Genomic DNA, 22,714 nt, shown 5'->3' with positions numbered 1-22,714 from the left:
GCCTCTCGCACTATGCAGTTTCGGCAAAACTACCATCCTGCAAGGGGCCCGCCGGCTGCGGCAACAAAGCTTCACCGATGCCGCCGCCTGACACGATGAAGGTCTTGAAGCCGTTCGTCCGCAGGTAGGCACGTAACTTCAGCATGGGATGGTACACCAACTCGGTGTAAGGTCGTCTGAAGCGGTGATCGCGCGCGTTCGCAAGTCAGTCGGTGACGATCGTCTCAAACTCCACCGTTGTCATGCCGGCGTGAGTGACCGCGACCAGTTCGGCCAGGCCCTTTTCGCCGGAAGCCGCCACCGCCTTCAGGTCGCCATCCAGCACCGCCGCGAACGGCTGCTTGTCTTTCCAATCCGGATGCATCGGAGCCACGATTTTCACGCGGCCGAGCACAAAGGCGAGCTGCACATACATTGGTTGCTCGACCCAAAGCGTGCCGTCATTGTCGAAGGTTTCTATACGCTGATCGGGTGGCACGAAATACGGCCCGCCGTGCTCCGTAACGCGCTCGACGAAGTCGACGATAGACGCCTTGGCGGTGCCGTCATTCCAGGAAGGCAGCGCAACGCCCTGCGCTCGTGCCATCACCGCGCTGGAGTGAAGTGAGGCTGAAAGCAAGGAAGCACCGCCAGCGAAGAGAGAAGGATGCGGCGATTAAAGTGAGGAGATCTCATGACTGGTCTTCATGATCGTCTCCATTTGCTCTGGCACATACCGCCTAGTTACTTGACGGGAGCAGCCTCAGCTTCTCTAGGGCTTGCCTCGACCGAGAATGAACCTGGCCTTTGCGAAAAGCCTTCGGCTTAATGAGGTCCGCGGAAGGCCCGTGACGAGAGGTGACTTGTACCGCTATGTCTGGCAGTGAAGTGGCCGGCTCGTTGGAGCCGACCACTTTGTTCGGACGTCGGAGTCATTCGCTCTGGTGGCCGGCCTTCTTCATTTCCGCGAGGATGCCGTCGAGGTTATAGGTCTCCGGCGCCTGCATCGGAGGGAAGTCCTTGTACGAGAAGAGCTCCTTTTCCCAGAGCAGTTGGCCGAGGGGCAGGATATTCCAGTCGTAGAGATAGGCTGTGCTCGGCGAGCCGATCGAACCGGCATAGCCCAGCAGCGATTTGGCATCGGAGCCGACTGTCTGCTCGAATGGGTCACGCTTGATGTTGGCGACCTGCGTCCAATGGAAGCTCTGCGCTCCGAACAACCCGCCGGTGCCGGTGTCCGGCACCATCGTGTAGTACATCTTCCAGTTCTTGTAGCGTACCGCCGAAGGCTGCGCGCCAGTGTAGTAGAAGAACACTTCGCGCGCCGACTTGTCCGTGCCTTCGAGATAGGCGCGCTGATCGACGCCGTCGAGCGTGGTCTTGACGATGCCGGGATAGCTTCCGGCCTCGATCTGCTTCTTCAGAGCGTCGCCCTTCGGCCCGCCTGCGATGTCCACCAGCGTCGGCAGCCAGTCGAGCGCTGACATCATCTCGTTCTTGACCGTGCCCGGCTTGATGTGGCCCGGCCAGCGAACGACTAGCGGAGCGCGCATGCCACCTTCCCAGGTGGTCAGCTTGCCGCCCTTGAAGGGCGTGGTGCCACCATCGGGAAAGGTGATGTTCTCTGCGCCGTTATCTGTCGTGAAGACGATGATGGTGTTGTCGAGCTGACCCATATCCTCGAGCTTCTTGAGGACGTAGCCGATATTGTCGTCCATCTGCTTCATGCCGGCCTCGTTGAGGCCCCAGTCCTTGCCGCCGGGCTCGCCGATCATCGCCTCGTATTTGGGGGGCAACACGGTCGTAATGTGCATGCGGGCAGGGTTATACCAAACGAAGAACGGCTTGTTGGTCTTCTTGGGATCGTTGCGATCAAGATAGTCGATGACCTTCGCCGAGATTTCTTCGTCCACAGTTCGTGATCGGTCGAGCGTCAAGGGACCTTCGTCCTTGCAGGTCTGGTTCGCTTGCGAGCCGTCCGATGATTTGCAGGCAAGCACCGGCCGCGGCGGCGTCAGGCAGGTCGTTGTCCGCGGGTCGACAGCGCCGGGCACCTCGGCGAGACCCGGGACCGGCGTTGCTTTGCACGGCGGCGCGATCCCTTGCACGGTCGGGCTCTTATTGATGTCGGGGAAGCTCACTCCCTGCATCGCGTCGAGGTGGTACAGATACCCCCAGAACTCCTGGAAACCATGCGCAGTTGGTAGCGCCTCGGGATTGTCGCCAAGGTGATTCTTGCCAAACTCACCGGTGTTGTAACCGAGGTCGAGCAAGAACTTGGCGACGGCGGGGGTGCCTGGCCGCAGCCAGGACGGGCTGCCGGGCAGTTGCGGCGGAATCATGCCCGTGCGAAGCGGATGCATGCCGGTGAAGAAGGCATTGCGCCCAGCGGTGCAGCTCTGCTCGGCATAATATGTCATGAAGAGCGCGCCGTCGTTTCCGATGCGGTCGATGTTTGGCGTCTCGCCAACCATCAGCCCTCGGTGATAGATGCTCGGCTGCATGATGCCGATGTCGTCGCCCATGATGAAGAGAATGTTCGGCTTGCCGGCCGGCGCCTGGGCGGATGCCGTCAGGTTCATTGCGGGCAGGCTTATTGCCGCCAAGGCAACACTTGAAACCAGCTTGCTTCTTAAGCTTTTACTGATGTTCATGACTCCAGCTCCTCCGATTGCGAATCGCGATGCGTGTTAGGAAAGATCCTTCGGATTCCGGCGCTTGGTTGCAGGCAACAGATCATTTTTGCCGACGGCTTTCGCCGTGGCCGTCCGCTGCCTGTCGATATCGATCTTCCTAGGTACGCGTAGGGTGCGCTATGCGACTTCGGCAGAACCTTTTAGATCATTCCGTTTTGGATCGAGCGCGGCGCAGCGTTGACGATGGCATTTCGCCGAACACGGCGCGGTAAGCCACGGCGAAGCGTCCGAGCTCCACGAACTGATGGTCTCGCGCGATCGCCGCCACACTTGCCGTCTTCGGATCGGCGCGCCGCAATGCCGCACGCGCCATGTTTAGGCGGCGCAACAAGTAGTACCGGGTCGGGCTCATGCCCAGAAACTCGGCGCAGTATTGTCGCAGGCTGCGTTCCGGCACGCCGATTGCCGCGCAGAGCTGCGACACATTCAAATGCGGCTCGCTTCGAGCTGCCAAGGCTTCCTCGAAGCGGATCATGACATCGGTGTGACGTCGTCTCCGTCTTGGGCTTTCGGCGGCAGAGCCGGTTGTCAGGCAATTGACAAGCGCGTGAAGCAACTCTTGCTCGAGGGCTCGCGCAACCTCCGGATTGGCGATTAGCGCACGTTTGTTTTCAGCGAGTCGACACACCTTTGAAAATAGCCCTAGCAAGCCTTTTGCGGCATCGTGCGCGGGCCGCATGACCTGGCCTTGTGATGGTGGCCTGATGCTTTGCCCGGTCAGTGCCCTGCTGCAAGCCGCGAGCTGCTCTGGTGAAAGGGATATAAGCCCCCAAACGCCTTCCGCATCGGTCCGCTGATGGGCGCGCTCGCCGAGGCTATGGAATACGAAATCGCCGAAATCCAAGCCAACCCCGCAATACGCAAAGGACGATTCTCCGCTCGCGGGGAACGAGATGATCGCCTGGGCCGGCGGCAGCACAAGAAAGCCGATGCGCGGGATATTCTCCCGCCCGCGAACCACGTGCAGGCCGCCCACATTCAACCACGTCAGTCGCCCGTTGAAATCTCCCCCGGCGGTGACGAAGAGGCTGAGCCTCGCAGCTCCAATTGCGGCGCTGTAGTCTTCGGGACTGGCAAACGTGGCTGTGCCGTGCTCCGCCATCCAGGCCGTCTCATTCGATGCGCGCCGTCATCGCAAACCGCAATGGCCGAACGTGCAGGATGGAAGATCAGAGGTGATCCGGCTATGCAACTTCGGAAGCTGAGGGCGCTTTCCGGGACGGCGTTCTGTTTCCGCCCTGGGCGCCCTTTTAGGATGTAGCTAGCTGGCAGTGCTCGGAAGTGTTGCTAGAACGCATTACGAGCGGAAGAGTTACGGTTTTCGCCGTTTCGCATAGCCTCTCCCAAAACTTAGGATAGTCTTTGCACGAGAGTACTATGAGGCCACGCGGATGCAGCCCGATCGGCGAAGTGCAAGGCACCTTTGGCTCTCGCTGCCCAGCGCAATCGGCGCGGTGCTCATTCTTTTTTCCCGAAGCTTCACTTGCGGACGAAAGCGGCATTTCGTTCTGGCTGCCCGGTAGGTCAGCAGTCCCGCAGGCGGCGCCGGGCTGGGCCATGGGAACGGTCTACTATCACACCAGTGGGGCGGCTTCCGGTGCGGTCGCCGCGGCAAGAGAGATTCAGATCCGCGGATTTTCGCCGACGGTCAATGTCAGCTTCAATGCCAGTTTGAACGCGCAAACGGATCTCGTGCTGCTTAACCCGACCTATACATTCGGTACCCCGGTTCTCGGCGGCCAACTGGCGGTCGGTGTTATCGGACTATTCGGTCGGTCGGCCGCGACCATCGATGGAACGCTGACAACGGGGTTTGGAGCCCGTGCTGTGCAGCACCATCCAAGCCGGACCTAGCAATATCGACTATGCGAAAACGGCAGCTCAATCCATCGCGGCGCTCGATCAAGCGTCTACTGGTAGGTAACGCCAGCGAGCGACGATGGGCGCCTGAGCAGTTCGGGCTTATCCTGCACCGGCCTGCGCAACGTTTCCGAGGGAGACTCCCCAAACAAGTTTCGATAAGAAACTGAAAATCGGCCCAGCTCCCAGAAGCCGTGATCGGTAGCTACCCGCGTGACGGTCGTCATCACAGGATCTGCGCGCAATAGTGCGCGGCGTACCAGATGCATTCGTCGCAGGGAGAGATAACGGATCGGCCCCATTCCCAGATGCTCCACGCAGGCGACACGGAGCGTCCGCTCCGCTGTATTAAGAGCAGCGCAGATTTCTGTCAGGTACAGCGGCCGGTCGTGGTTTGCTTCCAAAAGCTCTTCTAACCGCAAAACAATTATATTGTGACGACGACCGCCGCCGCTTATCTCGGGCTGCTCGCCCTCTGTTAGGCACCTGACCATCAAGTGGACTAGTTGCTGCTCCAGGGAACGAGCCACTTCGGTCAGCTCTAGAATGTCGGGTGTCGCCTTAGCCATTTGCCCGATGATCTCATGCAACGTCTGCAATCGCGTCATCAAGTAAGGGTTGGGCCGAACGACGTGCTTGTACGGAGAAGGTTCATACTTGCCGCCCATGAGCGCTTGGCACGCTGCATCAAAATCATCATCAGTCAGAGACATTCCGCCACAGCGGCTGTTGCCCGCGCTTTTTATATGCATCACATCGGAGTTAGTAACTATCTCACAAGGCGAAATGTTCGCGCCGCGATGTTGAATATCTCGCTGATGTACGTCGGTGAGGAAGCCAATCACTTTGCGTCCCGGTCTGACGGTGCCGACCTGGACTTGCGGTAGTGTTTCGTGGAGACGCTGCATCCAGAGTTTGTTCAAATTGATCTGCGTCAACTCCGCGCGGAATTCTCCTTTGGTCGTCGGGAATATCTCCCAATCCGCAGCTCGAATAGCCGCCTGATAGAGGAACGGATCTCTAAACGCGAAAATCTGGCTCGAAGGCATTTTCATTCCTCCCGATTCTCGTCCGCTTCGCCTGATGCTTGGTGCAACGCATGCGTTGATAGATGTGCTTTCGCTTCTTCGACGACCAAGATAGGCGTGCTCGCCATGCTTTGTATTTTTACACGGTGCTCCTGACGATCATATTTCGGCAAAGCTCCCACCAGGCATGCGGCTGCTCACAATGCAGGCAACATCAATGTGCCGCGCAACGCCACAAACGACCACGTTATTGTAAGACAACGCTCAGTTGATCGCTCAAACCCCGAACAGCTTCCGATCAGATTGGCCTGGTCCATTCGCCCAGCTCAGTTTGTCCGTTAAGCCGACGCTTTATGATTAGTCTGCGCATGAGTTGAGCTGGGCCGAGCGATTTCGATTGTGCGAAAATGGCGACTCGGGGCAGATAAAGCCGCCCTCGAAGGGCCTAGCGGTGGTTGACGCGCAGCCAGCTGCGAAGGCCGCTTCAACACTCCGGGCCTGTCTTTCGCACCCTGACGCAACGTTTCCGAGGGACACTCGCCAAACACGTTGCGATAAGAAACTGAGAATCGGCCAAGCTCCCAGAAGCCGTGGTCGGTCGCAATCCGCGTGACGGTAACGGTCGAGGGATCCGCGCCCAAGAGCGCACGGCGCACCAGGTGCATTCTTCGCAAATAAAGATAGCGGATCGGGCCCATTCCCAGATGCTCTTGGCAGGCGGCCCGGAGTGTTCGCTCTGCGACACCTATCGCGGTGCAAATCTCCATCAAATACAGCGGCCGTTTGGGATTCTCTTGCAGGAAGCCCTCGAGCCGCGCGACGATCAGACCATGGCGGTGACTACCGGCCGTCACTTCTGACGACGCGCTTTCGTCCAGGCATCTCATCATCAATTGGATCAGTTGTTGTTCGAGAGCACGCGACACCTCAGGTATCGCGAGCACATCGGGGGTCATCTCCGCCATTTGTCCAACCATCTCATGCGCCATCAACAGTCGCGACATGAGGTCAGAATTCGGTCGCACAACAAGCTTGAGAGTTGCTTCCGAGTTTTCGCGACCGGTTGTGGCCGCGTAAGCCGCCGCGAAGTCGTCGTGCGTCAGAGACATCGATCCCCAGTGGTGGTTCGCCCTGTTTCGTTGATGTTGGGAACCTGTCCTCAGGATGATAATATCACCCAGCAAGACTTCATGACCGCAGTATACCATCACCTGCTCCCCGGTGAGGAACGTAATCGTTTTGCGACCGGGCTTGGCGGACCCAGCGACGACGTGCGGCAGATTTTCATGGCCGCGCTCCATCCGCAGCTTTTCCAAATCGATTTGCGTTAACTCTGCCCGAAACTTACCCGTGCACGTGGGAATGACTTCCAAATCGAAGACGCGCAGAGCTGCCTGATACGGCAATGGATCGGAAAAGACGAAAGAGTTGGTGAAGGGCATCCCACACTCCTTGCCGAACTGGAAAATTGTTTGCCGCGCGAGAGCGGCGTCCAAATTCTATAAGAGGTCGTTGGCGTTTCGCTCCGGGGACGAAAGGCCTGATCCGTCATGGCCTGGACTGCAATAGATAGTGGTGGTCTTCAATCAGGGAAAAACAGTTCCTTAATAGGTCAGGAACCTGACACAAAACCTATGCGTGTGCAAAGCAAAAGAGACGGGCTCTTGGGTACTGACGATTTTCATCGCATTGCGCCTTCCTCTCACAATCAAGAATCTGACGGCCGGGAAGATCGCCTTCTAATCCTTCTCACTTCGACCAGGTCCACCCTAGGGTAGCCGTGTCCAAAACGGCATCGAGACCTCTGTATTTCAACAAATCGCCAACGGAGTTGCATGCGGGGCGACCGAATAGGGCGGCGGATGGAATTCTTGATCTCGGCGGGCTTGGCTGATTTGTCGTCGATGAAATTGACATCAAGCGCCCGAAAGAGCGGGGTGCCATCCCGGAATCTTCTGCAATCCGGCCGCTTCTGCATATTCGATTGATTGAAAATGCCTCATACGATCGGTAGCGCGCCATCCGCACTGGGAGGCAACGTTTACCTAACTCCCTGGCTTGGGTCGCGCCAAGGCGCCTTTTGTTAGCAATAGCGGGGATGGCTTCAAATGAAACGATCCGCAAAACGCCGTCGTTGGCTGATCACTCTCGGGGCCGTGCCAGTCGTCTATTTCATATCGGCCTACCTCGTGTTGCCCGCGATGTGGAGCCATCATGAGCATGAGCCAGATTTGACGAATCTGCCCATGGTGACACGTACCTCTGCCGGCATTCCCGGCGACGCTCTAAACGTCGGGCTTGTCGGCGGCAAGGAAGACATCATTCGCGCCATGAATGCCGCTGAATGGTTTCCCGCCGATCCGATCACGTTGAGAACGAGCATCGAAATCATCGGCAGCGTCATGCTTGACCGCCCATACCGGGACGCGCCCGTTAGTCCGCTCTACTATCAAGGGAAAGAGGAACAGCTTGCTTTCGAGAAGCCAGACGGTAGGAGCGCCGATCGGCGGCACCATGTCCGGCTGTGGCAGGTTCTTGAAAAAGGTACAGATGGTCGCCCAGTTTGGCTCGGGTCGATCACCTTCGATCGCGGTGTCGGACTAAGCCACGACACGGGCCAAGTCACCCATCATATCGGACCGGATATTGATGCTGAACGTGACCTGCTGATGCATGATCTGAAGGTGGCTGGCATGGTCGAGGCGTTTTTCCAGATTTCCGGAATAGGACCGACCCTCTTCGGTCGAAATGGAGAAGGCGACGCCTATTACACAGATGGAGAAATCGACGTCGCCCGCCTGGTCGTGAACGGTGTCAGGAGAACCCAACCACCAACTGAATTGCCGCCTCCGACCCTGATTGCCCTCAAAGATCAAGCCTGGCACGGAATCAGCAGGCAATTCGCCCAGTGACGCTGTCGCGGCTTCGGCAGGGGGCGATCCTGGCAACGCGGGCGCTAACGCTCGAAGACTCTCTTGCCTCTGATGGAGACCTGTACGATACGGATGAAGACCGGCACAACCGCCGTGCTCCGCCTCACGATGGTTTCCATTCCGGTCATCTCTGCGTGGCAAATAGGCCCGCTCACGGACTAGATGCTTACGCATTTCAGTTCCTTCCGAGGCATCGCGAACGTCTGCTGTTGCGCCTCGATTGCGCTACCCACACGGGCGGGAGCAAACCAGCAGTCTGGCGCGGTCGCTCAAGCAGCCTTCTCTTTAGCTTCGGTCTGTAGGTCGGCTTCGGTGAAGCCATAGCCGCCGGGGCGCAGCGCCGAATGCTCGCGCTTGGAGTGGATTAGTGGGTAGAACATCTGCGTCGTCCAGCGCTCCGGGCCAAAAAGAATGTCGTCCTGCAGGCCGATCTTGGCCGGATATTTGCGCGTGATATGCGCCGTGCCGAACAGCACATCCCAGAAGAACAGCAGGTTGCCGAAGTTGCCCTTGTAGTGGCCGATGCCATCTTCGTTGGTAAGAGCGTGGTGCGCCCAGTGCGTGGCCGGTGTGGAGATGGTGCGCTCCAGCACCCACATCAGCGGATGCAGCGCGCGTATGCGGTACAGCGGCGCGTCCCACGCCCAGGCGCAGTGCGCACCCAGGATGACCGCCAGCTTGATCACTAAGTACGCCGCGTAGACCGGGCCGAAACCAAGGTATACCGCCACGCCGCCGATCCACAGGCCCGGCATCATTAGGTAATAGAAGAAGTTGTTGCGGTAGGTAATGCGCACGCTCATGTAGGCCGCGCTGTGGTGCGCGCGGTGCAGCGGCCACAGCAGCGGCGTGTGCGAGGCGCGGTGCCAGAGGTACTGCGTGAGGTCATCGCCGATCAGCAGCAAGCCGGTCATGGCCCACCACGGTAGGTTGGACCAGGCGTTGTGCTGCGCGGGCATGAGCCAGTTGCACAAGGCGTTGCTGCCCAGCAGTGCGATCGGCTGGGTGATGGCTAACAGACTGACGAACATCAGCACCTCGAGCCAAGCGTCGTTGGCTGTCGCGGTGCCGCGCACGGCGGCCTGGTAGCGCCGGGTAATGAGCTCCATGGCCGCAAAGCCTAGGATGCAGGCGCCGATCAGGAGGTATTGCAGTTGCGAACTCATGTGGGGCGTCTCCGCTCTCATGTTCTGGATTGTGAGAATAGTCTTAGTAGTTGGCGCCGTAATGCGTCCAATGCATACTTCGCATTGTTTTAATGCATGGAGAGCAATGCCATGGACCTGCGCCGCCTCAGCCACGTCGTTGCCCTTGCGGACACTCTGCACTTCGCCCGCGCCGCCGAAGCAGCCCACCTCAGCCAGCCGGCCTTCAGCCGCAGCATTCAAGCCATTGAGAGCGACCTGGGTATTCGCCTGTTCGACCGCGAAGTTGGTGACGTGCGTCCCACCCCAGCCGGCAAATTCGTCATCGAGCGAGCGCGCAAGCTCCTGTTCGAAGCACGTTGCCTGCAGCGCGACATAGATCTTTACCGCGACGGCCAGCTCGGCGACACGCCCTTCGGTGTCGGACCGCTGCTGACGATCACCCTAATGCCACGCGCGCTTGTGGCGCTGCGCCGCGAGTATCCACAGGTGGCGCTGCGCATGGAGGTCGGCAACTGGATGCAGTTGCTGGAGAGCCTGCGTTCCGAGAACATTGAGTTCTTCGCCGCGGATGTGCGCGACATGCCTAGGGACGCCGCGCTGGATATCCAGCTGATCGGAGGGCAACCGGCCCACCTCTACGTGCGAGCAGGCCATCCGCTGGCCGGCCGCGAGCACACGCTGCAGGAAATCTGGGCGTACGGTCTCGCGGTGCCTAAGCTACTGAGTCCCTCAAAGGTGGAACTAGCCGCCCTGCTGGGCCTGCCTGAGGGCCAGGAGGCCACCATTGCGCTCGAGTGCGACAACTATGGCATGCTCAAGACGGTCGCGCTCACCACGGATACCGTTCTGGGTGCGACGACCGCGGCGGTGGGGGAGGAGCTGGAATCCGGGAGGCTCGTCCGACTTATCGTGCACGGCTGGCAATCGCCGACATCGACCACGGGCATTGTGCGTTTGCGAGGGAGAACCTCGTCGCCGGCAGCTAAAGCAGCCATCTCAGCGATTGTGCGGGCCGCGGGCGAGATCAACGTGTAGGCGGTTTACAGCACCGGCGCATGGTTCGGTGCAGATGTTTTTGCAATATCAGGACCGGTGTCAGGACGGAGCGGTAGCCGGTGAGAAACGAGAGGCTGGAGCTCTCATTGAAAATTCAAGACCGCTCTTGGCCGACTGCGCCTGCGAATGATCGACCGCGGTATGGAAGTCCGAATCGAGCAAGCACCACAAACCGATCAGTCCCAGCCGATCTGTGTTTATTGGCTGGCCATCTGGCCCGCCGTACCCTTTCGATCTCCATGAAATTTCGGTGCGATGCATCTTTTACAAATACGCGCAGGTTTCGTCGCGCCCTCCCCGCACGTTGCTGCGCCTCAGAGGGACCCCGACACCGATGGGATGCAATACCGCGCGGACCATCGTCTACTGCGTATGCCCAAGGGCCACACTCTTTAAGTTTTCCGGACCGACATGAATGAGACCGTGACGTGGGGCGTCGATATCGGCGATCAAAAAGAAGGAGATTGCGACCACGAGCGGAAGGACGAGAGCCAGTCGCATAGAAGTACGCGCACGATAGCCCAACAACACTGTGCAGCACAAAGCGATTGCTGCCATTAAGAGCCATGCAGCAATAGGAATTCGGTTCCAGTCGGCTGCCTGAGCGTCGCCCTGAGCCTTAAACACATCATTCATGCCGGCGACTATGAGGGCGACCACAGGCGTTGGCTGCGCCGCCGCAGCTTCGCGGATGGGTACCCAGAGATCGTCCTCCAGTTGGCTGGTGCGCTGAGCTATCTGCGCTCGTCGCGAAATGTCCCTGATGTCATAGAACAATATGCGCTGATCAAGATATTCTCTCAGCAGCTTGCGTACTTTCTCGGCCTCTACTGGCTGCAACAATTCGGCTCGCGCTATTTCAGTACGGGTCGCGCTGGCCTCCGCTTCTTCAAGCCTCTTGCGCTCATCGTAGCGGTTCGTGGCCATGGCGAAGCTGAAGCCTATGATCAGCGCCAAGAGTGTCAGTGTGGCCGCAAGAATGATGCCCAAATCGTCTTTATGATCTGCCGTGACAGTTGGGTATCGCTTGTGCAAGGAGGCACCCGCTATCGTGGCAATCGACAGGAAAATGAAAGTAAGTACGAACACAAAAAAAGGATAATGCGCCAAGCTTTCCATGTTGTGCCCTCGACTGCGAGCTGTCTAGCCGTTTGTCATCGTGACACGTTTACGCCGTCTGAGCGCAAGACGACCAGACCAGCCGCAAATCGGATCGCCTTTGACCGTTATCCAACCGTGAAAGAGTGACACGTTGACCCTATATGGTCATGAGGCTTCCTGCTGCCATTGCCATTCTGTCCACTTGCACCAAGCGTGGCTAGACCGGCACTGCGGAGCCGAAAGCGTCTTTCGTCGCAGCGCGCTCGCTTTCTTTGGAGACGCGCCTGCATTTGGGCTTGTCGTTCCTGCTGCGGCTCCGACGGTCTCACCGGCTAAAGCCCAAACCACCTCTACTCCCGCCACCCTCGCGACGCCGGCCCAAGGACACGGCGAAGTCTTGCACAGAGCGGCGACAGGAACGGCGAAGCGGACGCAGGAACGCCGCAAGGACGCCCATAGCGACCTCAAGAGCGACGCACGGGACGCGAGAAGCGACGGAACGCGCGCCACGGCACCACGATCACCGAACCCACAAAGTAAGCCTTCCGTTTCGGCTGCGGCTCGGCGCTGCCGACAGCTGCGTGGCCCTCATCCCATGCTCGCCTCTGCATAGGTCGACGCTGACAAGAGTTTGCACAGTGGGTCTAGAGGTCTACCATGACTAAACGGCCATAAGTTGCTGATCGTCTGCAGCGCGAATTGCGCGTTACGTCCTTGCAAGTACTATGTCTCGTTCTCTGAAAATAAACACCGCTTCGCACCAGCTGAGCCCGATCCGAGCCGCTGTTCGTCACCTCATGTGTCACAATCAGATGGTGCTCGGTATCTACGGCGACCTGCACATTGTAGCCAACGACGCCGGAACCGCGCCCGCTCGTCGCCATCGAACGGCTGTCGGGATCGGTCAGTGAGATTTGCTGGTCAGGCGAAGCAAGCATCTGCTTCTCGTAAGCGGCAAGCTTCCCCATTTCCTCCTTTAGCTTCGTCAGTTTCTCGGCAAGCCTCGTCGCCTTCGCGGCCAGTGCCTCCGTCGGCTCTTGCCGGTCGGCCGTGTCAAGTTGGCTCAAATAGCGCGAGATGCTCTCCTACAGCTGGGCACGCCGTCGTTCCACCTTCGCCCGTGTGAAGTTCCTGTCGCGGTTGTTCACGGCCTTGAACTTGCTGCCATCGATGGCGACGCTCGCCGTCGCGAGGAGGCCCATCTCGCGGCGGAGCTCGACGAACCGAGCACATACCCTGCGCAGCGCCAGGCTATTGTCTTTGCGGAAGTCTGAGATTGTCTTGTGATCAGGTGTGAGCCGACCCAGCAGCCACATGACTTCGACATTGCGTCCGGCTTCGCGTTCGAGTCCCCGGCTTGACTGCACCCGGTTCAGATAGCCGTAAATGTAAAGCTTGAGGAGATCGAGGGGTGGTACGATGGCCGACCAGTCGCTGCTGGCTCCCCCCCAAAGCTCATCTCAGCCAAATCGAGCGCATCGACAAACACGTCGTCACGCGAACAGGGTTGTTCTCGTCAATGAAATCATCGAGGCATTCGGGCAATAGCGTCCACTGCCCACGATCCGCCTGCTCAACGAAGCGCCTCATCAGCTTCCCCGGCAGAATCACGAGTAAATCATAGCAAAGCAGCGGCGTTTTCACACAGCCAGGGTCAAAAGCCGACTTAAACTCGAGGGTGGCGATGCGCGTCTAGGGCCCAGAAGCCGATCGTCCCGATGCCTCGCGTTTCGGGGAAGACTTAACATCAAGCAGATTTCTGCGACTTTAATGCAAGTGGGCTTTTTGTTTTTATTTCCGAACTTTTTTCGTGTGAAACGGGCGCGAATTTGGCGGTCTGCGGCCACTCGCAAAGCCACGACTGCGCCGTAGCGCTACTTTTCAGAACTGGCCCGGTTGAGCAGGCGGACTGGGCCAATCCGATCGCAGGTTGTTCCGGTTATTCCGATCGAATAAGTCCTGCCTAATAAGGCCGCGCGTGCGAGCATCAATTGAAGGTGGAATTCTGTAAGGCTCATGGCTTGTTGCGACTACGGCTCCGGGCCGTACGACGCAATTGGCAGGATAGCCACCGTATTGGCAGTAAACTACGGCACTCCCGGTTCCAGTACTTCCAGCCAAGAACCCAATTACTAGCGACGCCCACAGCGCGATTGATCCCCACTTCATTTTATCCTCCTAAGGGGCAAACCACTTTCGTAGCCAATCCACGATACAGCGTGATCGAAAAAGGAAGTGTCGGACTTTGGCAAAAAGCCAAGATCATTGCAGTCTTCGTCGGCCTGCGCGTGGCGGTCCCGGACATTTCGATGGCCTTCGCTCGACTGTCGGGGGTTGCTACGAGTCGTCCGATCTCGCCGCAATTGCGGATCAGCCGCATACTCGCACGCGGCGGACCCGCCAGCCATGGCCGTCCCAGAAGCGCTGTGTCACCCATTCGCAACTGCCAAAATCGTCGTATGGCCCGCGACCTGCTCCGTAAGGGACGGGCTCGTAATAGCGGCCCGGAGCGGCGACGCCACGCTGTGCGCTTGCGGGCGTCGCGGCGAACGAACCGGCAATCGTTGCGACCGCGACAAAAGCAGCAAATGTCTTCATTATAGGCCCTCCTGTGCGTGCATGGCGTGCGGCCCCCGACCACCGCACCATCAACGACGCCAAGAAATTCCCGCCATTGCATATCGCCCTCGGGCGGGCCACCGTATCAGGTCAACTGAGCGCATTGATAGGGGCTGGCTTCGAGTGCTTGTTGCGAGGTCTTTATGTTCGTTGTGGGCCAGTTGCGTCCGTCCCCGATAGCTTCGTGGTTACACCCGTTGTCGGACATAATCAGCATCGGGCCGCTAATTCGCAAAAGGGGTCAAAAACGGACTCAAGCATCGCAGCGATCGGCGACGTCGTTCGATCGCCTCGTAGGCGCGGCTCAGCAAATTTGGCGGTTCGGTGGACCGGCGGGTTGGTTGATCCTAATATTTTCTGACGATCGGCTTTGTCGTCGGAGGCGCTCCGGGCGTGGGCGGCGAGATTGAGAAGGTCACCCAGGTATTCCAACCTGATGGCCGGTTTTCCGCAGCGAACTCTCCGTAAGCCTTAAAATTGAGATAGCCCTGCATGTCGCCGACCGGAAAAAGAAACCCGATCTGGGGACCGACCCCAACCACCTGGGATTGGAAGCAGCCGACACGGTCGCCTGAACCGCTGTCGCAGCCGAGTTCCTTGTAGACATAGCCTACGAGGCCAACCATGACCTGCTTCGACAGGAATTGCGATGCGCCCCAGTCGAAATGCATGTCGACGCCGTTTTGATACTGCGTCGCAGTATTCTTGAAATTGTAGGTGAAGCCGAGCACCCCGGAGAATTCGTGTCCGGTCTGCGGGTTGAAATAGGTGTAGCCGCCGCCGGCGTCGATCGCGCCGTGTCCGATACCCAGATTCGACAAGCGATCGGATTGGTAAGCGCCAACCGGGATGTCGCCGGTGATATAGGTCATGTAGTTGTGCACGCCGGCGTTCCAGCGCAATGCGAATTGCGGCGCCAAATCCCCGAAGCCCCATGTCGCGTCGCTGATGGTGTCGGACCGCGCGAAGGGAACGGTGTTGCCGAACGGGCCCGTGGCCACGCCGGACAAAGTCCCCGCCAGGCTGGTGCCGACGACGCCATACGCTGCCAGGAGGGACACCGACGCCTGGCCGCCGAGCACTGGCGTTGCAAATACATAGCTCGGGAGCACAAAGCCAAGATCGCCGGTGGCGTTGACACTCAAATTCAGATTTGCGTTGACAGTAACGTTGGCCGGAACCCTACCGAGCGTGAATTCGCGCGCCCGCGCGACGTCGGCGCCCGGCGGATACAGAGGTGTGGTAGTAGATATTCGCCCATGACCAGCCCGGCTGTTGCGGTGTGGCCGCGAGGCTTCCAAAGAGACCAGGGATCCAGAAGCTAATGCCGCTTTCATCGGCCAACGCACACTGGGAAAAAAACGTGATCGCGGGCGCCAAGACGACTGCAGCAACGCCAAGTCTTCGTCGATGTGCTGAGATGGGCCGCCCGCTTTTCGCCGCTGCCAATGCAATTCCCGCTGTCATATTGCTCCTCGTAAGGTGTGTCGCCTCCGATTACAACTCGGGGGACACTGTAATCCTGGAACAGGTGGGGCTCACCACGTAAATTCAGCGAGGACAGGTTTGCCAAAAAAGAGTTGGAGACTGCGGCCCATCAGCCACAGGCGCTACAAAGGGGATAGCCGGAAATGACAGGTATTTTATCCGCAAAAAGTATGCAGTTTGTGCCAACGGCTCTGTTTCTCTGCCGCAAGTCTATCTGATCCGACAATAACTGCCGGACGTTTTCGATTTCGACGACGCCTTCCGAGCCCACCGCGTCGCCCACCCGGCGTTTGGTAGTGGAACGAGCCAATAGGGAAGTCCATCTCGTGCTTTCGCTTACGAGACTGTGTTTCCGCTTTCGGATAAGCTTTGCGTCTCATCGAGCTAGCATTTCACGACGGCTTATGTTGATCGAGCCCAGCCATGAGCAAGGTCGCCAGACCATGAAACTCAAGCGCGCTTTCGCCGCCATCGTTCTAGTGTCTGCCTTTGCCGCGCCTGTGGCCGCTGGCACGTTCGAGGATGCGGTTGAGGCGCATGCCCGAGGCGACTACGCAAAGGCGCTGCGTCTTATTCGTCCGCTGGCCAATGATGGCGACGCTACAGCGCAGTACAATCTAGGGTTAATGTATGTGTCTGGTCTGGGCGTGCAACAGGACGATACCGCGGCAGCGCAATGGTTTCGGAAATCTGCGGAGCAAGGCTTCGTCCTCGCCCAAACCAATCTTGGAGTCCTATGTCGCGATGGCCGAGGCATGGCGCAGGACGAGACCGAGGCAGTAATGTGGTTTCGGAAGGCTGCAGAACAAGGTGACGCTCTCGCCGAGTTTTTGCTTGGGAACCAATACGCATTCGGAAAAGGCGTACGGCAAGACTCTAGTGAGGCGATGATCTGGTATCAGAAGGCTGCGGAGCAAGGCCATTCCAAAGCCAAACTCTTTCTCGGGATCATGTACGCGGAAGGCCGGGGTGTGCCGCAGGATTATGTTCGTGCTCACATGTGGTTCAGTCTATCGGCGGCACAGGGTGAACAAAAAGCGGTCGAGACTTTAGGAATGGCCGAACGGAGGATGACCCCAGCTCAGATTGCCGAAGCGCAGCGGCTCGCGCGCGACTGGAAGCCGGCTACGCAGCCACCTTCTCGTTAGCGGGTTGCAGTGCTGATGTACCGGTAAAAAGTGCAGTCTTGATCGCGCCAAACACTTCCGGTCTGTTTCCGACGAAAGACGTCCGGAAGGTTCATCGGCATGTCGCAAAAGTGCGATCAGCGACGTTGCACGTTCGGTTTGCGGCGGTCGCAAACTCAAGCAGCGCTGACGGAATAAAGCTTGATGCGGCACAGCGTATTTCGCTTCGGTCAAAAGCCGCCCATGGCGGTCAAGCCGACCGACGTCCGCTCTTTCTCAATGAGCTGACCTACCGTCAGGTTACCCGCCCGGCCGTGTCGTGCTACGGCCTCGATCCGGTGGCGCGCGCGGCGGTTCGGCATAACGCCGGGGGCAATCCCGTGGGCGGCGTCGCGGGGTGGCGGGAGGAGTGGCGGTTTGGGCTTCAGCCGTGAGAAACGTCTTGGTTAGGCGCGGATGTCGCCGTTTTAACAGCGTGCCATCTGGCGGGACCTCAAAAGTGACCTACCAAGTGTGGTTCATGCCATGATGCCGTCGCCTCGTAACGTCGCCTGTCCGCGCCCGACCAAAAAGCCCTCTCACCGGGTACACGGCGAAGTCTGGCGCCGAGCGGCGACAGGAACGGCGAAGCGGACGCAGGAACGCCGCACGGGACGCGCAGAGCGGCGTCAGGAGCGGCGCACAGGACGCGAGGAGCGACGGAACGCGCGCCACGGCACCACGATCACCGAGCCAACAAAGTAAGTCGTTCCGTTTCGGCTGCGGCTCGGCGCTGCCGACGGTGTAGATGATGGACAGGACCAGCTGCCTGGTCCTCCCATGCATCGCCTCTGCATAGGTCGGCGCTGACAATAGGTTGCACAGTGGGTCTAGAGGCCTGCTGGGACTAAATGGCCATTGGTTGCTGACCGGCTGCAGCGGCGAATTGACGTGATTCGTCTTTGCAAATTAGTATGTCTCGTCATCTGAAAATAAACACCGCTTCGTACCAGCGACGCCCGGTTCATCAGCCCCGGGCCCTTCGTAAGCGATTCAGATATCAATCGTTTTCGAAGGAACAGCTGCTGCCCCGTTGAGAGCGGGGCGCAAAATCCCATCGACTCGAAAAAAATCCCTGAATGAGAGTGAGGCCGGTCCGCGAGCAACGTTCCCCTGAGGAAACACCCACCCCCCACCCCCATCAACCAGTCGAAGCGCTCCTGTCCTGGATGCCTCACAGCCCACCGAGCATGTCGTGGGCGAAATCACCGAGCTTTTTACTTGGCTGGCTAGCGGCGGCGGATGCTCTTGCCTCCCTCGGGAAACCGCATTTCCCCGACATGAGCAGGCAGGCGCGAGCAAGCCCTCGATAGAGGACTTGCTCGATTTTGGATTCGGAGCCGATGCCATAAGCAATCAACTTTGCTCGGTGTGAATAGCTCGCCAATTCGCACATCATCGAATTGACATCGCCTCGGAATATCCGGTCGAGAGAGACGCCATGACGACTAAAGAAATTGATTGCAGTTGCTTCCTGCTCTTCGTCAGGCGCCGAGCCGCCCTCAGCGAATTTCTGACAATATGCGAGCGCCTGCTCGGCCGCCGGTTCGTCGAGTTTCCAGCCCTCACAGAGATAGCGCGTGCGTAGCAGGTTTAGGCGCTTCGCCTTGCCTCAGTCATAAGACTTTCAAGCTCTCTGACCGCCGCGGCTTCGGTGACGCCGTCGACAACGGCAATCTCTCCCGACAGGCGCTCGAGTGCAGACGTATAAAGCTGTCGTTCGCTGTAGCTTTGGCTGGAATTGAACTCCGGCCGATAGAGATCGCGCATCGCTTCTGCGATCGCGAGAATATCTCCAGACTTGATCTTGCTCTCATATTCCTGAGCAAGCCGGGACCAATTACCTCGCGCTTTGCGAGGCGCTTGACTGAGGATACTTCGCGCGTGCTGGATGGCAGCTGGATCGGAAAGCTCACGCATCCCGACGCTCGCCGCTTTTCTTGTAGGAACTCGTAGCGTCATCTTGCTCTTCGCAAAATAAACGACAAAGAACTCAAGCTGAGCTCCTGCCACCGCCTGTTCCTCGATCGCGACAATTTGGCCGACGCCGTGAGCCGGGTACACGATCAGATCAGTTGCCTTGAATCCAAAGCGCGTCTCGATGCAACGGTTCCCACTGGTTTGATCGACGGAGGTTACCGGTATGGAATGCGCAGAGTCCAAACGATTGGACGGCGATTGACTGCTAAAATTCATCTCGCGATTTGCCCCGCGGCTCGGGAAATTGGCTCCATTGCCATTTCCCGCTGTGATCAGAACGTCAGAACGAAATGCTGGACTTAAAATCATTGATTGCAGTCCCTCACCAATAGGCCGCGAGCACGCGCGTCGCCACGAGAAATACGGTCAACTCACATTCCCTTCGATGGCTGTGGTTTCTTGGCAACTTGTTCCCTATCGAGGAATCAACGAAGCTCATTTGGGTCAAAAGAGCGACGCCCGGGGGCAGCTTCAGAGATCTGCTGCGGGCGATAGTTCTTGCTCCGCAAGACTTCTAAAAAATGAAGGGCCAATCTACCTGGGGCGCGTACTCATAAACTCGTCAGGTCCGCTTATGAACAGTCCGCTCGGACCATCAGCTCACTCCAACCAGCGCCTTACAGACCTCCCGGCTGGCCTCTTGGAATAATTTGACGGCGCCTCCGGTCCGTCGTCCCTTCAGGGTGATTGAGGCTATCGGGGCCGAAGTATCGCCAAGATCGACGTTCAGCGCGCGCAGCCATGCGCTACTCGATCGCATTCTGAGTATCTGCATCGGCAATAGGGTAATAAACCGGCTGCTCGCCAACAGATTCAACCGCATGTAGATTGAAATCGTGGTGACGGTCGTTGGCGGAAGCGGCAGGTTATGCCGCCGAAATAGCTCGAGGCCGGTACGCCCCAAAAAGGAATCGGGCGGCGAGAGCGTCCATTGCTCTTGCATAAGTTCTGCGAGCTTCAACTTCTTCCTCGATCGCAGGAGCGGATGCCGTCGCTCCGCCATCACCGCAAGGGAGGATCTAAACAGCACCTCCGCGGACAAATCATCAGCGACCGGCAACGGCGCCCAGCGCGTTATGGCCAGATCAAGCATTCTCTGGCGCAGAGCATGCTCAAGGGCATCCCGATCACCTATCGTGATATGATACCTGATGCCTGGATATCTGCGGACGAGATGTCCGATAATTTCTGTAACGATGGCGGTGACCGGCTCGGTTGTACCGATCGCAACGAGCCCTTGCGCTGGATCTGACCTTTGCACGATGTCGCTAACACCTAGCTTTATTTCGTCGAAAACGACGCGCGTGCGATCGACGAGAAGGCGACCGCACTCAGTGAGCTCAGCTCCGCGCGAAGTGCGATCCAGCAGCGTAGCTCCGACGGCATGCTCCATATCGGCGATAGCTTTGGAAATCGCCGGCTGCGATAGACCGAGACGGCGAGACGCCTTGGCCATGCTGCCGACCTCTGCGACGGTCTGCAGCGTGTGCAGATCCTTGAGGCGCAGGCGTCGGCCGATGCGGTCGTGCCACTGCATGGGTATTCACCTCACGTTATAGCCCGATCCGAAAATGCAATTTCGGGTTATAGCGTTGTTGCTTCAGAATAGCGAGATGGAAAGTCGGCCGGATCATCGCATTGCTGTCCCAAGCACATGGAGAACGCCGTGCAGTTTTACTCGCGTCGCGCCATACTGGCCGGGTTTTCGGCTCTGGCTCTTCCGCTACCCGTTATTGCTGCCGACCAGCCGCTGAAGATCGTGTTTCCATTCGCGCCTGGTGGGTCGGGAGATTCGATCGCCCGGCTGTTTGCCGAGCGGCTTCATACCAGGCTCGGCAAGGTGGCGATTGTGGAGAACCTTGCTGGCGCTGGCGGGCGCATCGGCGCTCAGGCGGTCAAGAATGCCGCACCGGGAGAGGAGGCAGTGCTGTTTGCTTCCGCTTCACAATTCACACTTCAGCCGCATCTCTTCAGGAGCCTGGGATATGATGCAGAGCGCGACTTTGTGCCACTTTCACAGGTGATGACGGTCGATCTGGCTCTGGCGGTCAGCGCGAAGCTGCCCATCTATTCGGTGCACGAACTCATCGACTGGATGAAGGCCAATCCCGAACAGGCCGTGTACGGCTCGCCGGGAGCAGGTACAGCACCTCATTTCATCTGCGGCGAGTTTGGCCGGATCACAGGCCTAAACCTGCGCCACACCCCCTATAGGGGTACGCCTGCTGCCCTCCCGGATGTGCTGGCCGGCCGGGTCCCGATGTATATGGCGTTTCTTTCCGAACTCCTGGAGCAATATGGGGGCGGTGGCATACGCATCATCGCCACCGCAGCCGCTGCGCGATCTTCCTTCCTGCTCCAGACCGCAACTCTGAAGGAGAGCGGGATCGATATCGACGCGGCCGGGTGGTTCGCATTCTATGCGCCTGCCCATTCCACGCGTCAGTTCATTGAGCGCCTGGGAAAGGAGATCATTGCAATCGGGAGCGATCCCGAAATGCGCGCAAAGATTCATGCCATGGGGTGCGAGCCAACAGGAACGACATCGGACGAACTTAAACATATCCAGCGCGCCGAGTTCGAACGCTGGGGACCGATCGTCAGGGCGTCAGGATTCCCGATCGAAGACTAGGGCGGCACATGACCACCAATCCCCCCGAACAGTTGTTGGACCTTGTTCAATCGCACCGTGTGACGGCTGTGATCTATGTCGCCGCCAGGTTGGGCCTTGCCGAATTGCTGCGCGACGGACCGCGAACTGTCGAAGAACTCGCGAGTCGAACCCACGCGGACCGGGACGCACTGGCGCGCTTGCTCGTCGCTCTCTCGACCGTCGGCATTTGCTCTCGCGTCGGCGAAGGCCGCTACTTGCTAAACGAACTGGGGGTCGGGCTCGACGGTGCTGCTGAACGATCGTTCAAGAACTGGGTCATCTTTGAAGGCTCCATGCTGATCAGAAGGTGGGAGGGTCTTCTAGATTCGATCATGTCGGGGAAGACGGCTGCCCAACTCCAAGACGTCGACGACAATTTCGATCTGATGGCGCGCACGCCAGAGGATGTGCGGATATTCAATGAAGCGATGACAGACCTGACGCGGCTGGTTACGCACGATCTGTTGCAAGCCTACGACTTTGGCACGATCTCCCACTTGATGGATGTCGGAGGCGGCTCCGGGGAACTCATGGGCGCCGTGGCGAGAGAATACTCGAATATCAACGGAACGGTTTTCGATCTGCCGAGGTGCGCCGACGCCGCCAACCAGCACTTCGGGCACCTCGGAATCTCCGACCGCGTCGACTTTGTTGCAGGCGATTTCTTTCACGCGGTGCCTGCAGTGGCCGATGCGATCATCTTGAAAAGCATTATTCACGACTGGGATGATGAGCGCAGCCGCATCATTTTGGGAAACTGCCGCAAAGCGCTTCCCCGAAACGGCAGACTGCTATTAGTCGAACGTGCGATGCCGGAATTGCCCGGTACCGATGACGCGGGCAGGTCGTGCGCGATGAGCGATTTAAACATGCTGCGCGGTCCAGGTGGACGGGAACGGACCGAAAGGGAATATTATCGGCTCCTGACCGAGAATGGGATTCCGTGCCATCGCGGTTCTCCGCGCCGGCCGATTTAATCTGACCGAGTCGCGGCTTTGTTGAGACTT

General features: G+C 58.6%; 16 protein-coding genes and 3 pseudogenes. 6 read left to right on the top strand and 13 right to left on the bottom strand.

All coding sequences use genetic code 11. The features are described 5' to 3' along the window. Positions 1 to 76: 76 nt before the first annotated feature. From ACVWW1_RS32560 to ACVWW1_RS32550, 3 genes and pseudogenes are all read right to left on the bottom strand, one after another. A pseudogene (locus ACVWW1_RS32560) lies at positions 77 to 619 on the bottom strand (haloacid dehalogenase-like hydrolase); the annotation flags it as partial. A 292-nt stretch (positions 620 to 911) separates the two neighbouring features. Further along, positions 912 to 2,561 carry an arylsulfatase gene (locus tag ACVWW1_RS32555; RefSeq protein ID WP_173640520.1) on the bottom strand — a complete coding sequence of 550 codons (1,650 nt, stop codon included), beginning with the start codon at positions 2,559 to 2,561 and terminating at the stop codon, positions 912 to 914. Between the two features lie 259 nt (positions 2,562 to 2,820). Then, positions 2,821 to 3,777 (bottom strand): helix-turn-helix domain-containing protein, encoded by a 957-nt coding sequence (locus tag ACVWW1_RS32550; protein ID WP_456658696.1) that lies wholly within the window; start codon positions 3,775 to 3,777, stop codon positions 2,821 to 2,823. 455 nt (positions 3,778 to 4,232) lie between these two features. Between ACVWW1_RS32550 and ACVWW1_RS32545 the strand changes: the two genes are divergently transcribed. Continuing rightward, positions 4,233 to 4,529 (top strand): hypothetical protein, encoded by a 297-nt coding sequence (locus tag ACVWW1_RS32545; protein WP_456658695.1) that lies wholly within the window; start codon positions 4,233 to 4,235, stop codon positions 4,527 to 4,529. A gap of 56 nt (positions 4,530 to 4,585) precedes the next feature. Here ACVWW1_RS32545 and ACVWW1_RS32540 read toward each other — a convergent pair whose 3' ends face one another. Both ACVWW1_RS32540 and ACVWW1_RS32535 read right to left on the bottom strand, forming a co-directional pair. Then, the gene (locus ACVWW1_RS32540) at positions 4,586 to 5,584 is read right to left on the bottom strand and encodes a helix-turn-helix domain-containing protein (protein WP_456658694.1); all 999 of its coding nucleotides are present in this window, start codon (positions 5,582 to 5,584) and stop codon (positions 4,586 to 4,588) included. A 317-nt stretch (positions 5,585 to 5,901) separates the two neighbouring features. Continuing rightward, a complete protein-coding gene (locus ACVWW1_RS32535) occupies positions 5,902 to 7,005 on the bottom strand; it encodes a helix-turn-helix domain-containing protein (RefSeq protein WP_456658693.1) in 1,104 nt (367 codons plus the stop codon). 666 nt (positions 7,006 to 7,671) lie between these two features. On the opposite strand from ACVWW1_RS32535, the gene ACVWW1_RS32530 reads away from it, so the two are divergent. Then, entirely contained in the window at positions 7,672 to 8,475 is an 804-nt protein-coding gene (locus ACVWW1_RS32530; RefSeq protein WP_456658692.1) for an LssY C-terminal domain-containing protein, read from the top strand. A 290-nt stretch (positions 8,476 to 8,765) separates the two neighbouring features. On the opposite strand, the gene ACVWW1_RS32525 is transcribed toward ACVWW1_RS32530, so the two are convergent. Then, a complete protein-coding gene (locus tag ACVWW1_RS32525) occupies positions 8,766 to 9,662 on the bottom strand; it encodes a sterol desaturase family protein (RefSeq protein ID WP_456658691.1) in 897 nt (298 codons plus the stop codon). Positions 9,663 to 9,773: 111 nt separating this feature from the next. On the opposite strand from ACVWW1_RS32525, the gene ACVWW1_RS32520 reads away from it, so the two are divergent. After that, positions 9,774 to 10,679 carry a LysR family transcriptional regulator gene (locus tag ACVWW1_RS32520; RefSeq protein ID WP_456658690.1) on the top strand — a complete coding sequence of 302 codons (906 nt, stop codon included), beginning with the start codon at positions 9,774 to 9,776 and terminating at the stop codon, positions 10,677 to 10,679. Positions 10,680 to 11,063: 384 nt separating this feature from the next. On the opposite strand, the gene ACVWW1_RS32515 is transcribed toward ACVWW1_RS32520, so the two are convergent. From ACVWW1_RS32515 to ACVWW1_RS32500, 4 genes and pseudogenes are all read right to left on the bottom strand, one after another. After that, positions 11,064 to 11,819: a bestrophin-like domain gene (locus ACVWW1_RS32515; protein ID WP_456658689.1), complete on the bottom strand. Its 756-nt coding sequence runs from the start codon at positions 11,817 to 11,819 to the stop codon at positions 11,064 to 11,066. 743 nt (positions 11,820 to 12,562) lie between these two features. Beyond that, a pseudogene (locus tag ACVWW1_RS32510) lies at positions 12,563 to 13,391 on the bottom strand (transposase); the annotation flags it as partial. 780 nt (positions 13,392 to 14,171) lie between these two features. Beyond that, complete coding sequence (locus tag ACVWW1_RS32505) at positions 14,172 to 14,399, bottom strand: hypothetical protein (RefSeq protein ID WP_456658688.1); 228 nt, start codon at positions 14,397 to 14,399, stop codon at positions 14,172 to 14,174. A gap of 368 nt (positions 14,400 to 14,767) precedes the next feature. Further along, a pseudogene (locus tag ACVWW1_RS32500) lies at positions 14,768 to 15,887 on the bottom strand (SphA family protein). A gap of 464 nt (positions 15,888 to 16,351) precedes the next feature. Here ACVWW1_RS32500 and ACVWW1_RS32495 point away from each other — a divergent pair. Then, a complete protein-coding gene (locus ACVWW1_RS32495; RefSeq protein WP_456658687.1) occupies positions 16,352 to 17,056 on the top strand; it encodes a tetratricopeptide repeat protein in 705 nt (234 codons plus the stop codon). Between the two features lie 1,192 nt (positions 17,057 to 18,248). Here ACVWW1_RS32495 and ACVWW1_RS32490 read toward each other — a convergent pair. The 3 genes from ACVWW1_RS32490 to ACVWW1_RS32480 all read right to left on the bottom strand — a co-directional run bounded on the left by ACVWW1_RS32490 (position 18,249) and on the right by ACVWW1_RS32480 (position 20,591). Next, on the bottom strand, positions 18,249 to 18,473 hold the full coding sequence (locus ACVWW1_RS32490) for a hypothetical protein (RefSeq protein WP_456658686.1): 225 nt from the start codon (positions 18,471 to 18,473) through the stop codon (positions 18,249 to 18,251). A gap of 194 nt (positions 18,474 to 18,667) precedes the next feature. Further along, positions 18,668 to 19,363 carry a CarD family transcriptional regulator gene (locus ACVWW1_RS32485; RefSeq protein ID WP_456658685.1) on the bottom strand — a complete coding sequence of 232 codons (696 nt, stop codon included), beginning with the start codon at positions 19,361 to 19,363 and terminating at the stop codon, positions 18,668 to 18,670. A gap of 286 nt (positions 19,364 to 19,649) precedes the next feature. Further along, entirely contained in the window at positions 19,650 to 20,591 is a 942-nt protein-coding gene (locus ACVWW1_RS32480; protein ID WP_456658684.1) for a LysR family transcriptional regulator, read from the bottom strand. Positions 20,592 to 20,720: 129 nt separating this feature from the next. On the opposite strand from ACVWW1_RS32480, the gene ACVWW1_RS32475 reads away from it, so the two are divergent. Together ACVWW1_RS32475 and ACVWW1_RS32470 are read left to right on the top strand one after the other, a co-directional pair. Further along, positions 20,721 to 21,686, top strand: coding sequence for a tripartite tricarboxylate transporter substrate-binding protein (locus tag ACVWW1_RS32475; protein ID WP_456658683.1), 966 nt, complete (start codon positions 20,721 to 20,723; stop codon positions 21,684 to 21,686). A gap of 8 nt (positions 21,687 to 21,694) precedes the next feature. After that, positions 21,695 to 22,684, top strand: a complete 990-nt coding sequence (locus ACVWW1_RS32470) for a methyltransferase (protein ID WP_456658682.1) — start codon at positions 21,695 to 21,697, stop codon at positions 22,682 to 22,684. Positions 22,685 to 22,714: the final 30 nt, after the last annotated feature.

The organism is Bradyrhizobium sp. JR3.5, assembly GCF_054057015.1.
The sequence above is the reverse complement of the archived record's forward strand: the minus strand, read 5'-3'. Positions and strand labels throughout refer to the sequence as shown.